Origin of the sequence: Rhizobium acidisoli (genome assembly GCF_002531755.2) — a bacterium.
GTDB classification, from domain to species: domain Bacteria; phylum Pseudomonadota; class Alphaproteobacteria; order Rhizobiales; family Rhizobiaceae; genus Rhizobium; species Rhizobium acidisoli.
In genome coordinates, this window is sequence record NZ_CP035000.1 from 527,680 (window position 1) to 540,991 (window position 13,312).

A 13,312-nucleotide genomic window follows, 5' to 3' on the forward strand; every position below is an offset into this window, starting at 1 on the left:
ACACCGAGATGTTGCTCTAGGAAAGACGGTCATGCGGTATCTTCGGTCAGGGCCGCGTCGGCTTCACACCCAGGAGATGGGCGTTCCGCGCGCCAAAACGGTGGGTCTGAGGTCGGGGGAGATCGCCGATCGGAATATTCGCGTCATCCTGGAAGCGATCCGCCGGCATGGGCCGCTGACGCGCACCGAGCTTGGCCGGCATAGCGGGCTGACCGGCCCCGGCATTACCAATATTCTGCGGCGGCTGGCGGAAGAAAAACTCGTCACGTCGAACCGCCGCAACAGCCTCGGCGGCGGCGCGACCGCCACGGAATTTGCGCTGCGGCCGGAGGGCGCCTTCTCCGTCGGGGTCAAGCTACGCCAGCGGCGTGGCGAGATCGTGCTCATCGACTTGAGCGGCCAGGTGCACGACCGGGTCTATTTCGACGTGGATGCTGCGGACAGGGTCGGCGCGGTGCATGCCGCCGCCAGGGATATGGTCGATCGCCACGCTGCCTTGCCGATCATCGGGCTCGGCATTGCCGCCAAGGACTGGACGGAGGATGAGAGCGACGCGATCGCCGCGATGTCGACGGTCGCGCGTCCCTATGTCGAGAACGAATGCACGGCAAGCCTGCTTGCCGAGCGCACCATCGGCAGCGCCATGCCGGAGGGCTGCCTGGCGATGATCATCATCGACGACGACGTCCAGGCCGGTTTTCTCGTTCGCGGCGTTCCCTATTCCGGCGTGCATGGCCGGGCGGGCAGCATTGGCGAAATGCTGACCGGCCCCGACAATGTCCAGCTCAACACCGTTGTCGGGTTCCATTCCCTGCGCTCACGCATCGGCGACGAGGACTTCGCCCGCCTGCTCGAGGGCGAGGAGTTCTCCTGCCCCTTGCTGTCGCAATGGATACGCGAGGCCGCCGGCCATCTGCTCGATCCGATCATCGCCATGGCCGGCTTCCTTGCCCCGAGCGTCGTGATGATCGGCGGCGATCTGCCGCAAGGCGTGATCGAAGCACTGATCCATCAGCTTTCCATCGAGCGGCGCGACACCTCGACAAGGCCGCTGCTGACACCCTGGATCTCGCCGATGAAACCGGCGAGCTTCAGCGGCGGCGGCGTGGCACTCGGGGCCGCCCTCCTGCCCTTCCTCAACACGTTGCTGCTGCCGCCGGCTTCAGCCTGATGCTCAGGTCAGCGCTTCATCGGCGTGGCTGAGATCGGAAGCCAGCGCCTTGTCCAGAACCTTCTGAATATTGGCGGCGCGGCGGAAGGACGGTTCCTGCGTCTTGCCGGCCCGCACGGCCTGGACGAAACGCTGATAATTGGTCTCGACGGGATCGAAGGGCACGTCGCGCCAGGTGGCAGTGTGCACGTCTTCGCCAAGACAGGCGCGCAGCGTCGATTGCCCGGTGTCGTAAATCATCTCGATCGAGCCGGTTTCGCCATAGACCCTGAGGCGCAACTGATCCATCTGACCGGCGGCGGTGCGCGTCGCCTGGATGGTGCCGATCGCGCCATTGGTGAAATCGACATTCATCGTGAAGCTGTCATTGGCGTCGAGATCATACTCGCCGATCTTATGACCCGGCACCTTGTCGAAAGTCTTCAGCCGCGCGAACACATGGGCGACGTCGAGCCCGGAACCATAGGAAGCGAAATCGACGATGTGGATGCCGATATCGCCGAGCGCGCCATTCGATCCATGTTTTTTGCTCAGCCGCCACAGCCACTTGCTTTCGCTCTTCCAGTCGCCCCAGTGACGGCCGACCAGCCAGCTTTGCAGATGGGACGCCTCGACGTGGCGCACAGCGCCGATTTCGCCGGCGAGCACCATCTGCCGGCCTTTCTGAAGGGCGGGCGAATTGCGATAGGTGAAATTGACCATGCCGACCTTGCCCGAGCGTTCGATCGCCTCGGTCATCTCCATCGCCTTGACCGCATCGGTGGCGAGCGGCTTTTCACAGAAGACATGCTTGCCGGCAGCGATCGCCTGAAGTGTCGTCGGATGGTGGATGCTGTCGGGCGTGACATTGGCAACCGCGTCGAACTCACCCCAGGCGAGAGCCTCTTCCAGCGAGGTGAAATGGTTGGCGATGCCATGTTCGCTGCAGAAAGCGGCGAGCCTTTCCGGCACGACATCGACGCCTCCTACAACGCTGACGCCTTCGATCGCCTTGAATCTCGCGGCATGCTGGTTGGCCATGCCGCCGGTGCCGAGAATGAGTAAACGCATCTTGTCCTCCATGAGTTCGCTTCCGGCTACCGCGTAGCCAGGCAAAAACCGCACTTGCCATCGCGGCCGTCCGCGATCGCCTCATGCTTCTTCAGGAAAATTGCGGTGGATGCGCCACGCGTCCGAAAGCGCGTTCCGTCACGTCGATGGCGCAGATCCTTTTCGAAAAATCGATCTCGATTTTCCGGAATTCTGCGCTAGCTGCTGTTGATTGTCGCCAGCATCTCAACCTCCCGGCTCTGGCCTCTCAAGCTGTGGCTTGACATCAAATCAAAGTAACTTAATCTAATTAATGCAGCACGGAAATGAGGAGAGGTCAACTGACCGCCAGGCTGTATTCGTTCAAAATGGGGAGGAGACCCATCATGAAGAGCGCCACCGTCAGCGCATTTGCGCTGAGCACAATGTTATTTTCAGCATCCGTTTCATTTGCCCAGGAACTTGCCACCAAAGACAGGATCGGCCTTGCCGATGCGCCAAAATCTCTCGTCGTCCGTCTGACCAACGACAGCCCGAACAATGCGGATCCGGCGATCGCCGAGGGCTATCAGAAGCTCTTCGTCGACTTCATCAAGAAGCATCCCGACTGGAAACTGCAGATGCAGTTCATGTCGTCGGATATTGGCACAGAACAGGCCAAGATGCTGGAGCAGGCCAAGGCCGGCAATGCGCCGGATTGCGCCGCCGTCGACTCCTTCGTCCTCTCGCAGTTCATGGTCAACCACGTGCTGGCGGACTTCACGCCTTATTTCTCCAAAGAAGAAGTGGACGATCTCTTCCCTTTCATCCGCGACGGCATCACCGACAAGGACAAGACGGTGCGCGCCTGGTGGTGGGATACCGACCTTCGTGTGCTCTACCGCAACAAGTCTGTGGTCGCAGATGCGCCGCAGACCTGGGATGACCTGAAAAAGGCCGCCCTTGCCTCCACCAAGGAGGGCATGGAAGGCGTGCTCTTCAACGGCGGGCGCTGGGAAGGCACGACCTTCGACTGGCTGGCGAACTATTGGGCGCTGGGCGGCAAGCTCGTCGACGACTCGGGCAAACCGGTCTTCGGCGAAGGCGAGAACAAGGAGAAATTCCTGAAGGCGCTCAACTATTTCAAGGATCTCGTCGATTCCGGCGCGGCCCCCAAGCGCGTCAGCACGATCGCCAATTACGACGACATGAATGCCGCGGCAGCCGCGGCGACCACAGCCCTCTTCATCGGCGGCAATTGGCAATATGCCCAGCTGAAGTCCACGCTCGACGAAGACGAGTTCAAGAACTGGACCTTCTCGCCGATCCCCGGCCCGACAGCCGATCAGCGCTCGACAGGTACCGGCGGCTGGACGATCGCCTCCTTCAGCAAGGACAAGGACAAGGTCGAGATGTGCGCCAACCTCGCACGCGAGGTCTATATGGGGCCGGCCAACGCGCTGCAGCAGCAGCTGCCGACCCGCAAGTCGCTGTTCGACAAATACGAGGTCTTCTCGACCGAAGCCAACAAGACCTTCGCCAAGGCTCTGGTCGACGGACAGGCGCGCCCCGGTGTGCCGATCTATCCGGAGATATCCAACCAGATCCAGATCATGATGGGTGACGTGCTCTCGGGTACGAAGAAACCGGAAGAAGCGCTGGATGCCGCCTTCAATGCGGCGATGGAGGCTTACAAGCGTCTGTGATGCTGCGGTTAAGCTCAGGAGATTGCGGCCTGCCCCTCATCCGGCTGCCGCCACCTTCTCCCCGTAAACGGGGCGAAGGGACAAGCCGCAACCTCTCGACCTCCCACCAGCCTCTCGCAGGGCACGTCCCCTCGCCCCGTTTACGGGAAGAGGGTTAGGGTGAGGGGCAGTCATCCGCACGACAACGACGGCGCCTGTCTGACAGGCGCCGCCGACATTGCCAAACCCGGACAGGGAAGCCAATGAGCCCTATTGCCATCGAGGTTGACAGCCCGCCTCAAAGCAGAACGTTCATGCGCCGTTTCGCCGGGGCGCCCCTGCCCTGGATCATGCCGGTGATCGTCGTCATCGGCATATTCTACCTCTACCCCGTCATCGACGTTTTCCGGCTTTCCTTCACCAATGCGACGCTGATCGGCGACACTCAGGACTACACGCTGGGCTCGATCGTCAATGCCTTGAGTTCGCCGCAGCTGCCCGACATTTTATGGGCGACCCTGATCTTCGTCGGCGGCAGCGTCATCGGCCAGCAGATCCTCGGCCTTGCGGTCGCCGTCACCGTCATTCGCGGCGAAAAACGCGGCCTCTTCGGCACCACGATCCTCAGGACGACGGCGCTGATTGCCTGGGTCGTGCCGGGCATTGCCGGCGGCATCATCTGGCAGATGCTGTTTTCCGAAGCGCCTTACGGCGCGCTGAACAGCATTTTCAGGCTGATGCACATGCCAACCGTCGCCTGGCTTTCCGATCCGGCCATGGCGCCATGGTCGACGCTGATCTCCAACATCTGGCGCGGCACGGCCTTTTCGATGGTGGTGATGTATGCGGCGCTGAAGGCGATCGATCCCTCGCTCTATGAGGCGGCCGAGGTCGATGGCGCAACGGCATCGCAGCAGTTCTTCTTCGTCACGCTGCCGCAGCTGCGCGCCGCCATCCTCGTCAACATGATCCTGATCACCATCCAGACGGTGAACACTTTCGATGCGATCATCACGCTCACCGGCGGCGGTCCCGGGCGGGCGACCGAGGTGATCTCGCTCTATGTCTTCAACATCGTCTTCAGAAACTATGACCTCTCCGGTGGCAGCGTGCTCTCGGTGCTGATGCTGATCATCAGCCTCGGGCTTGCCTTCGTCTATGCCTCGTTCCTGCCGAAGGAGGAAGAGCAATGAGCGGACGGACCGGAACGCGGCTCGGCGATGCCTTGAGCTATCTCTTCATGCTGGTGATGTTCGTCTTCTTTGCCGGCCCCCTCACCTATCTCCTATCGATGGCGATGCGTGACAAGCGCGAAATCTATCGCGGTGCGGCGCGCTATATTCCGCAGAACCCGACCATCGACAATTTCATCACGGTGCTGAACAACAGCTATTTTCCGATCTATCTCTGGAACGGCCTCAAGCTTGCGGCCCTGAGCGGGATCGGCGTGCTGATCGTTGCACTGCCCGCGGCTTATGCCTTTTCCCGCTTTCAGTTCCGCGGCAAGGGCCTGTCGATGATGGGACTGCTGCTCTTCCAGATGATCTCGCCGCTTGTCATCATGGTGCCGCTCTACCGCTACATGAACCGGCTCGGCATGCTGGACACCCATTTTGCCGTCGTCATGGTCTATATCGCACTCGGTGTTCCGCTGGCGACCTGGCTCCTGAAGAGCACCGTCGACGGCATCCCGCGCAGTCTAGACGAAGCCGCGATGATCGACGGCTGCAACCGCTTCTCGGTCTTCTGGCGCATCATCCTTCCCTTGTCGGCGCCGGGCATCGCCTCGGTCTTCATCATCACGGTAATTGCCGGCTGGTCGCAATTCCTGGTGCCTTTCCTGCTGCTCACCAAAAATGACCTGATGCCGATCGGCGTTGGAATCTTTAACTTCCGCGGCATGCAGACCGACTCGTCCATCCAGCTGCTTGCCGCCGCCTGCCTGATCTCGGTCGTTCCGGCGATCGTGGCCTTCCTGTCGCTCCAGAGGCTGATCCTCGGCGCGATGACCAGCGGCGCGGTGAAGGGATGAGGGTTGGTTCGGTCTCGATGCTCGATGAAGGATTCGACCCTATGAACCAGCCACTCGGCGCCAGGCCGTCCCCCGATCTGACCGGCGCCAATGTCGAGGATGCCGGCGAGCACAATAGGGCGGTCGTCCTGCGCTGCATTCACCGCCAGGCGCCGATTTCGCGGGCCGAAATCGCGAGGCGGACGGGTTTTACCAAACCGGCGATCGCCCGCATCGTCGACCGGCTGCTGGATGAGGGGCTGATCATGGAAGCCCGCCGGCGGCATGGGCTGCGGGGCCAGCCGGCGATCGAGCTCGAGATCAATCCGGACGCCTGTTTTGCGATCGGCATCAACATCGACCGCGACCATCTGACGATCCTGGCGGTCGATGCCGTCGGCAATGTCCGCGCCCGTGTGCATCACGAAAAGCGCTTCATCCTGCCGGCGGAATTCCTGCAGCTGACATCGGATGCGATTTCGCATTTCCAGCGCAGCCGGCTGATCGACGATGCGCGGCTCGCCGGCATCGGCCTGGCGATGCCAGATTGGCTCGGCGAAATTTCGCTGCTCGGCAAGCCCAGGGCCTATCAGGAATGGACCGCATTCGATGTGCGCGCCGCACTGGAGAACCTGACGCAGCATCCCGTTTTCATCGAAAACGAGGCCAATGCGGCAGCCCTTGCGGAGCTCGATTACGGCCTCGGCGCCGAGAGCAGCAGCTTCTTCTATATCGCCATCAATGCCTGCCCCGGCGGCGGTCTCGTGCTTGACGGCAACGGTCATCGCGGCGCCATGGGCCTCAGCGGCGAAATCGGCTGGCTTCCCATTGCCGACGACCGGGACGAGAAGGCCCACAAGGTCCAGCTTCTCGGCGAAATATTCTCGCTGTTTTCGCTTTATGATTTTCTTGCCCGCCACGAGATCGAGGTGAGTGTTCCGCACGATCTGTTGACGCTCGATGCGCATGGCAGGCGTCTGGTTTCGCAGTGGCTGAAGGAAATGAGCGCGCATCTGGCCGTCGCCGTCAAGCATATCGGCTTGATCGTCGATCCCGACGCCGTCCTCGTCGGCGGCCGGCTGCCGATCCGCATCGTCGACGAGCTGCTGCGCTATGTGCACGAGCATCTCGACCCCGAAGACACCACCCTGCCCTCGCTGCATCGCGCCTCAATTGGCGAGGATGCCTCGGCCATGGGCGCCGCCGCCATGCCGATGGCGGCAGCCCTTATCCTCGCATCGGCGGATGTGGCTCAACGCACGCGTTCGCCGCTGAAAAACATGGATCGCCTGAACAGTTGAACCCGCCGGCAAGGCGCCAGGGATTGGTGAAGATGGGAGGATTTTGATGAAGATCGGCTTTTACACCTCGACATTCAACGATCGCCCGCTTGAAGAAGTGGTGGATTTCGCCGCATCGGCGGGGTTCGACGCCATCGAAATCGATGTCGGCGGCCATATCAAGACGCCGGATCGGGTGGAGGCCGCCGTCGCGCTCGCCCGCAGCCGCAACCTCTTCGTCTCCTCGATCACCTATTTCGGCAATCAGCTCGATGCCGACCGCGACAAACGCAGGGAGCTCAGGGCAAGGACCGCCGATTTTGCCAGGGCGATCGGCGAGGCCGGCGTTCCGATCTTCGTGATCTTCCCCGGCCGCGACGACAGTGCCGGCGAAGATGCCAATTATGACGACTTCGCCGAATTCGCGAACGGGCTGATCGGAGAGACGCAATCCTCCGGTCTCATATTCGCGATCGAAAACTGGCCGGGGCCCAGAGATAATTTCATCGGCACGACGCCAAGGGGATGGCAGGAGCTTTTCCGCAGGATCGAAGATCGCCGCTTCGGGCTGGAATTCGACCCCTCACACCTCATCCGCATCGGCGTCGATCCCTATCGGGCGATGGAGGCGGTGAAAGACCGCATCGCCATCCTGCACGCCAAGGATACCGCGATCGACAAGGAGGCCCTACAGGCCATCGGCTACCACGGCAAGGGCTGGTGGCAATACAAGCTGCCGGGTTTCGGCCTTCTCGACTGGCCGCGGCTGCTGCGCCAGGCGCGCGCATCCGGCTTTGACGGCACGCTGTCGATCGAGCACGAGGACGCCGCCTATGGCTGGCCGGGCAAGGACCTGTCGGCGCGCAAGGAGGGCGAGCGTCTCGGCCTCGATTATCTCAAAACGGTCCTGAACGGACTTTGACGGCGAATTCGGGAGGACTGTCATGGCCCATGTTTCGGTCAACAATGCGCGCAAGGATTACGGCGCGTTCAAAGCCATCAAAGGCGTATCCGTCGATATCGGCGACGGCGAGTTCGTCGTCCTCGTCGGCCCCTCGGGCTGCGGGAAATCCACCCTGCTCAGAATGATCGCCGGCTTGGAGGGCATCACCTCGGGGAAGATCCAGATCGGCAAGCATATCGTCAACGAGCTCGCGCCCAAGGATCGCGACATCGCCATGGTGTTCCAGAACTACGCGCTCTACCCGCACATGACCGTCGCCAAGAATATGGGCTTTTCCCTGCGGTTGAAACGCATGCCGAGGACGGAGATCGACCAGCGGGTCGGCAATGCCGCCAAGATCCTCGGTCTCGAAACCCTTCTCGAAAGGTACCCGAAGCAATTGTCGGGCGGCCAGAGGCAGCGCGTCGCCATGGGGCGGGCGATCGTGCGGGACCCAGCCGTCTTCTTGTTCGACGAGCCTTTGTCGAACCTCGACGCCAAGCTCCGGGTGCAGATGCGCTCGGAGATCAAGGAACTGCATCAACGGCTGCAGACGACGACCATCTACGTCACCCACGACCAGATCGAAGCCATGACCATGGCCGACAAGATCGTCGTCATGAAGGACGGGCTGATCGAGCAGTCGGGCTCGCCGCTGGAGCTCTACGACCGGCCGAACAACCTGTTCGTCGCCGGTTTCATCGGCTCGCCGGCAATGAATTTCATCCATGGCAGCATGGGAGAAGACGGGTTCAAAACCGCCGACGGCCTGCTGCTGCCGAGCGAGCGCCGCCCGCGCGATGCCGTGACCTATGGCATTCGCCCCGAGCATATCAGGCTCGACCCCGGCGGCATCGAGGTGAAGACAGTGGTGGTAGAGCCTACGGGTTCGGAAACGCTCGTCATCGTCCGGCTGGGCACACAGACCCTCACCTGCGTCTTCCGCGAGCGGATCAGGGCCGCTCCCGGCGACGTTCTGAAGATCGCGCCGATCCATGATGCCGTTCACCTGTTTGCCGCCGACGAGCAGCGGATCACGTCAGGCGAAGCACCGCTTGAGTAAACCCGCCGAATGCCCCCTCCCGTTCGGCCGGGTGGTGGTTGGGGGCGCGTTTTCCGCGCCCCCGACCCCGAAGCTTTCGGTCCCGCCCGACTTTCATGCAGCATCGGCCAAGTGCCTGAACGAGCACCGAAAAGGTTAATATGCGTTAACCTTAAAATTCTTGGCCGGCATCGGAGAATCGCGGATAATAACGGTTAGAAGGGCTTTTGCTCCAGAAAATCGTTATCCGAAAGATTGCTGCCGATGAACGCTAATTTGACCGCCTTGAACAAGGCGCCGTTGCATTTCGAGGATATGATCCTCGAACAGGGCGACGCGATTTCAAAGAAGCTCCATCTGCTCAGCGTGCAGCGCTTTCCGCCGAATGCGAAGAAGACGCTGCGTAACTTCTCGCTGGCGGAGGTCGCCAATTATGTCGGCGCCTCGCAAAGCACGTTGAAGAAACTGCATCTCGAGGGCAAAGGCCCCTGCCCGCAGACATCGCCCTCCGGGCGCCGCTCCTATACCGCCGAGCAGATGCTGGAGCTGAGGCGCTATCTCGATGCCCACGGCCGCTCCGAGAGCCGCATGTATGTCCCCCATCGCCGCGGCCATGAAAAACTGCAGGTCATCGCCGTCGTCAATTTTAAGGGCGGCTCCGGCAAGACGACGACGGCGGCCCATCTTGCCCAGCATCTGGCGCTGACCGGCCACCGCGTGCTTGCCGTCGATCTCGATCCGCAGGCATCGCTCTCATCGCTGCACGGTTTCCAGCCGGAATTCGACCAGGCCTCGTCCCTTTATGAAGCGATCCGCTACGACGGCGAGAAGAAGCCGCTCTCGGAAATCATCCATAAGACGAACTTTCCCGGCCTCGATATCGTGCCGGCCAATCTCGACCTGCAGGAATATGAATACGATACGCCGCTTGCCATGGCCGACAAATCGACCAATGACGGCAAGACCTTCTTCACCCGTATTTCGCGCGCGCTCGCCGAAGTCGACGACCGCTACGATGTCGTCGTCATCGATTGCCCGCCGCAGCTCGGCTACCTCACGCTGACGGCGCTGACCGCGGCGACCAGCGTGCTGATCACCATCCATCCGCAGATGCTCGACGTCATGTCGATGGGCCAGTTCCTGCTGATGCTCGGCGGCATCCTGAAGCCGATCCGCGCGGCCGGCGCCGAAGTGAACCTCTCCTGGTATCGCTATCTCATTACCCGCTACGAACCGACCGACGTGCCGCAGGCGCAGATGGTCGGCTTCATGTCGACCATGTTCCATGAGTTCATGCTCAGAAACCAGATGGTCAAATCGACAGCGATCTCGGATGCCGGGATCACCAAGCAGACACTCTACGAAGTCGAGCGTTCGTCGATGAACCGGGGAACCTATGACCGGGCGCTCGAAGCGATGGACGCCGTCAACGCGGAGATCGCAGAGCTTATTCATCAGGCATGGGGACGGTGAATTTGTCGGCTGACAAATTCACCGTTTCATCAAGCCGAATCAATTGATTGACCGACATCGGAGGAAGCGATGGCACGAAAGAATCTCCTGGAAGGGTTGGCCGACATGCCCGACGAGAATGCAGGCGCGCCGAACTATCCGATGCGCGGGGCAGGCCGCTCACTCGTCCGCTCGCTGGATGAGCTTGCCAAACAGGCCGAGAAATTCCTGGAAGGCGAAGCGGTGGTCGACCTCGATCCCGATGTCGTCGAGGCTTCCTTCGTCAAGGACCGCCTGTCCGAGGATGACGATGATTTCCGCGCGCTGGTCGAAGCGATCCGTGCACGCGGACAGGACACGCCCATTCTGGTGCGCCCCCACGCCAAGATCGACGGCCGTTATCAGGTGGTCTTCGGTCACCGGCGGCTGCGCGCGGCCCGCGAGCTCGGCCGCAATGTCAGGGCCGTCGTCAAGTCGATCGACGACCGCACGCATGTCATTGCCCAGGGCCAGGAGAATTCGGCCCGGGCCGATCTCACCTTCATCGAGCGGGCGCTCTTCGCCGGGCGGCTGGAAGAACTCGGCTACGACAGGGAGGTCATCGCGACCGCCCTTGCCGCCAATGCGGCGTCGATCTCGAAGATGATATCGGTCATGGATCGCATCTCGCCGGAGGTCGTCCGGGCGATCGGGCCCGCACCCGGCATCGGCCGTGAACGCTGGGTGGAGCTTTCGCTGCTCGCCGGCAAGGCCTCCAATGCGGCAGATATCGCCAAGGTCATGGACGAGGACGAGTTTTCTCGCCTGCCGTCCGACAAACGTTTCGAAGCGCTCTACACGGCGCTGAACAAGAGCGCCCGGCCGGTGCGAAAGACGCAGGCCGCGGCAGGGAAGGTCAAATGGCAGCCGCTAGATAAGGCCGTCCAGGCGGAAATGAAGAATGACGGCAAAGCGTTCTCGCTCTCGATGAAGGCGAAGAATGCCGGCCGCTTCGGGGAATTTCTCTCCAGCAGGCTGGATGCGCTCTATGAGCAATTCCTCGCCGAGGAGAGCAAATAAGGAGCTGAAACCGCAAAAGAAAAAGGCCCCCAAACGACCTGAGTCGTGGAAGCCCTTCTCCTATCCTTAAGCAAGACAGAGAATCGCATTTTCACGAATCCCAGTCAAGAGTCCTGCAGCGCCGCCCGTGTCTTTTCAGACGCGTAAAAGACGCTCCAGCGCTCTTATCCTCGCATCGTTTCGGTGAGCGGATTTCTTTTGCCTGATGAGAGGTGAAGGAAATGGAGAGTGAATCTGTAACGACGCCCTTCGGGCGGCGGCCGATGTCGCTTGCCATGCTGCTGAAACAGCGGCGCGGCGAAGCGATCACGGCTGGCACCACGCGCAACAAATGGAAGCTGTTCCGATCGGTCTGCGAAGCCCGGGCAGGGCTCGACGTGACCGATCGGGCGTTGACGGTGCTCGATGCACTGCTGAGCTTTTATCCGGAGGACGAACTCTCCAGCGAACGCGGGCTGGTGGTCTTTCCCTCGAACATGCAGCTTTCGCTGAGAGCACGCGGCATGGCCGCCGCCACGTTGCGCCGGCACCTCGCCGTGCTCGTCGAGGCCGGGCTCATCTCCCGCAAGGACAGCCCGAATGGCAAGCGCTATATCAGGCGGAATAGGGAAGGCGGCATCGGCGAGGCCTACGGCTTCAGCCTGGCGCCGCTGCTTGCTCGCGCCGGCGAGATCGAAGCGATCGCCGCACGCATTGCCGCCGACCGGCAGATGCTGCGGGGGATGAAGGAGCGGCTGACCATCTGCCGGCGCGACATCGCCAAGCTCGTTGCCGCGGCCATCGAGGAAGCGATCCCCGGCGACTGGGAGCATGTGTCTTCGATGCTTCATGCACTGCTGCAGCGCATCCCGAGGGCGGCAACGCTCGAAAATCTTCCGCCAATCCTCGAAGAACTCGAGACGATCCGCCTCGGCATCATCAACTCATTGGAATCGCTAAATAAAAGTCATCTAGCGAGCACCAATGAATCCCAGATTGAGCGCCACATACAGAATTCGAATCCCGAATCCGCATCTGAACCAGGCTTGGAAACCGGGCAGGAGGCGAACGGGCATCCTAAGCCGAGGGCAGGGCTGGAAAGGCGCGAACCAGGAATGGCCGGCAGGGACGGGAAGGGATCGCGGGCCATGGTCCGGACGAATGCCGGGAAATTGAAATCCTTCCCGCTTGGCATGGTCCTCCAGGCCTGCCCTGATATCGTCGACTATGGGCCGGGCGGCACGATCGCCAGCTGGCGGGATCTGATGATGGCGGCGGTCGTCGTGCGCTCTATGCTGGGCGTCAGCGCTTCGGCCTATGAGGAAGCAGCCTCGGTGATGGGACCGGAGACCGCCGCCACCGTCATGGCATGCATCCTGCAGAGGGGAGGGCACATCAACTCCGCCGGCGGCTACCTCAGAAACCTCACGCAGCGCGCCGAACGCAGCGAATTCGCGCTCGGCCCGATGCTGATGGCGCTATTGCGGACAAGGGAGCGGTTTAAAGTTCTGCCGGAGGCGGGTGGACAGCAGGTCAACGTCGGGAAAGAGCCTGAAGTACCTGCTCGGCAAAACGGGGGGAGGTGAGTGCGAGTCTTTCGATGAGCTCGCTTACGGTCAACGTTGGTCGTCGATAGGCGGCGGCTTGCAGAGTAAGCGCCCTCAGCACCTTCGTCTCGTTTC

At 61.6% G+C, this 13,312-nt stretch carries 12 protein-coding genes; 10 read left to right on the forward strand and 2 right to left on the reverse strand.

Going from position 1 to position 13,312, the window contains the following annotated elements; translation table 11 throughout:
• Positions 1-31 precede the first annotated feature (31 nt).
• Positions 32-1,171, forward strand: a complete 1,140-nt coding sequence (locus CO657_RS28130; protein ID WP_054184379.1) for an ROK family transcriptional regulator — start codon at positions 32-34, stop codon at positions 1,169-1,171.
• Positions 1,172-1,174: 3 nt separating this feature from the next.
• Here CO657_RS28130 and CO657_RS28135 read toward each other — a convergent pair whose 3' ends face one another.
• Positions 1,175-2,221, reverse strand: a complete 1,047-nt coding sequence (locus CO657_RS28135) for a Gfo/Idh/MocA family protein (protein WP_054184482.1) — start codon at positions 2,219-2,221, stop codon at positions 1,175-1,177.
• A gap of 365 nt (positions 2,222-2,586) precedes the next feature.
• On the opposite strand from CO657_RS28135, the gene CO657_RS28140 reads away from it, so the two are divergent.
• The 9 genes from CO657_RS28140 (at position 2,587) to repC (ending at position 13,216) form a co-directional block, all read left to right on the forward strand.
• Positions 2,587-3,885 (forward strand): type 2 periplasmic-binding domain-containing protein, encoded by a 1,299-nt coding sequence (locus CO657_RS28140; protein WP_054184378.1) that lies wholly within the window; start codon positions 2,587-2,589, stop codon positions 3,883-3,885.
• A gap of 242 nt (positions 3,886-4,127) precedes the next feature.
• Positions 4,128-5,057, forward strand: a complete 930-nt coding sequence (locus CO657_RS28145) for a carbohydrate ABC transporter permease (protein ID WP_054184377.1) — start codon at positions 4,128-4,130, stop codon at positions 5,055-5,057.
• Positions 5,054-5,896 carry a carbohydrate ABC transporter permease gene (locus CO657_RS28150; protein ID WP_054184376.1) on the forward strand — a complete coding sequence of 281 codons (843 nt, stop codon included), beginning with the start codon at positions 5,054-5,056 and terminating at the stop codon, positions 5,894-5,896. Before CO657_RS28145 ends, CO657_RS28150 begins: the two co-directional genes overlap by 4 nt.
• A 41-nt stretch (positions 5,897-5,937) precedes the next feature.
• Entirely contained in the window at positions 5,938-7,176 is a 1,239-nt protein-coding gene (locus tag CO657_RS28155) for an ROK family transcriptional regulator (protein ID WP_054184481.1), read from the forward strand.
• Between the two features lie 46 nt (positions 7,177-7,222).
• Positions 7,223-8,077 carry a sugar phosphate isomerase/epimerase family protein gene (locus CO657_RS28160; RefSeq protein ID WP_054184375.1) on the forward strand — a complete coding sequence of 285 codons (855 nt, stop codon included), beginning with the start codon at positions 7,223-7,225 and terminating at the stop codon, positions 8,075-8,077.
• A 22-nt stretch (positions 8,078-8,099) separates the two neighbouring features.
• Positions 8,100-9,161, forward strand: a complete 1,062-nt coding sequence (locus tag CO657_RS28165; protein ID WP_054184374.1) for an ABC transporter ATP-binding protein — start codon at positions 8,100-8,102, stop codon at positions 9,159-9,161.
• Positions 9,162-9,404: 243 nt separating this feature from the next.
• On the forward strand, positions 9,405-10,613 hold the full coding sequence (repA, locus tag CO657_RS28170) for a plasmid partitioning protein RepA (RefSeq protein WP_054184373.1): 1,209 nt from the start codon (positions 9,405-9,407) through the stop codon (positions 10,611-10,613).
• Positions 10,614-10,682: 69 nt separating this feature from the next.
• Positions 10,683-11,651 carry a plasmid partitioning protein RepB gene (gene repB / locus CO657_RS28175; RefSeq protein WP_054184372.1) on the forward strand — a complete coding sequence of 323 codons (969 nt, stop codon included), beginning with the start codon at positions 10,683-10,685 and terminating at the stop codon, positions 11,649-11,651.
• A gap of 221 nt (positions 11,652-11,872) precedes the next feature.
• Positions 11,873-13,216: a plasmid replication protein RepC gene (gene repC, locus CO657_RS28180; RefSeq protein WP_054184371.1), complete on the forward strand. Its 1,344-nt coding sequence runs from the start codon at positions 11,873-11,875 to the stop codon at positions 13,214-13,216.
• On the opposite strand, the gene CO657_RS38385 is transcribed toward repC, so the two are convergent.
• Entirely contained in the window at positions 13,164-13,298 is a 135-nt protein-coding gene (locus CO657_RS38385) for a VapC50 family PIN domain-containing toxin (RefSeq protein ID WP_483431331.1), read from the reverse strand. The genes repC and CO657_RS38385 overlap by 53 nt on opposite strands.
• Positions 13,299-13,312: the final 14 nt, after the last annotated feature.

What these genes read in the sequence shown, in the direction of transcription:
- repC (WP_054184371.1), top strand. Translation starts at nt 11,873, where the DNA reads ATGGAGAGTGAATCTGTAACGACGCCCTTCGGGCGGCGGCCGATGTCG.
- repA (WP_054184373.1), top strand. Translation starts at nt 9,405, where the DNA reads ATGAACGCTAATTTGACCGCCTTGAACAAGGCGCCGTTGCATTTCGAG.
- CO657_RS28135 (WP_054184482.1), bottom strand. Translation starts at nt 2,221, where the DNA reads ATGCGTTTACTCATTCTCGGCACCGGCGGCATGGCCAACCAGCATGCC.
- repB (WP_054184372.1), top strand. Translation starts at nt 10,683, where the DNA reads ATGGCACGAAAGAATCTCCTGGAAGGGTTGGCCGACATGCCCGACGAG.
- CO657_RS28130 (WP_054184379.1), top strand. Translation starts at nt 32, where the DNA reads ATGCGGTATCTTCGGTCAGGGCCGCGTCGGCTTCACACCCAGGAGATG.
- CO657_RS28145 (WP_054184377.1), top strand. Translation starts at nt 4,128, where the DNA reads ATGAGCCCTATTGCCATCGAGGTTGACAGCCCGCCTCAAAGCAGAACG.
- CO657_RS28155 (WP_054184481.1), top strand. Translation starts at nt 5,938, where the DNA reads ATGAACCAGCCACTCGGCGCCAGGCCGTCCCCCGATCTGACCGGCGCC.
- CO657_RS28165 (WP_054184374.1), top strand. Translation starts at nt 8,100, where the DNA reads ATGGCCCATGTTTCGGTCAACAATGCGCGCAAGGATTACGGCGCGTTC.
- CO657_RS28160 (WP_054184375.1), top strand. Translation starts at nt 7,223, where the DNA reads ATGAAGATCGGCTTTTACACCTCGACATTCAACGATCGCCCGCTTGAA.
- CO657_RS28140 (WP_054184378.1), top strand. Translation starts at nt 2,587, where the DNA reads ATGAAGAGCGCCACCGTCAGCGCATTTGCGCTGAGCACAATGTTATTT.
- CO657_RS28150 (WP_054184376.1), top strand. Translation starts at nt 5,054, where the DNA reads ATGAGCGGACGGACCGGAACGCGGCTCGGCGATGCCTTGAGCTATCTC.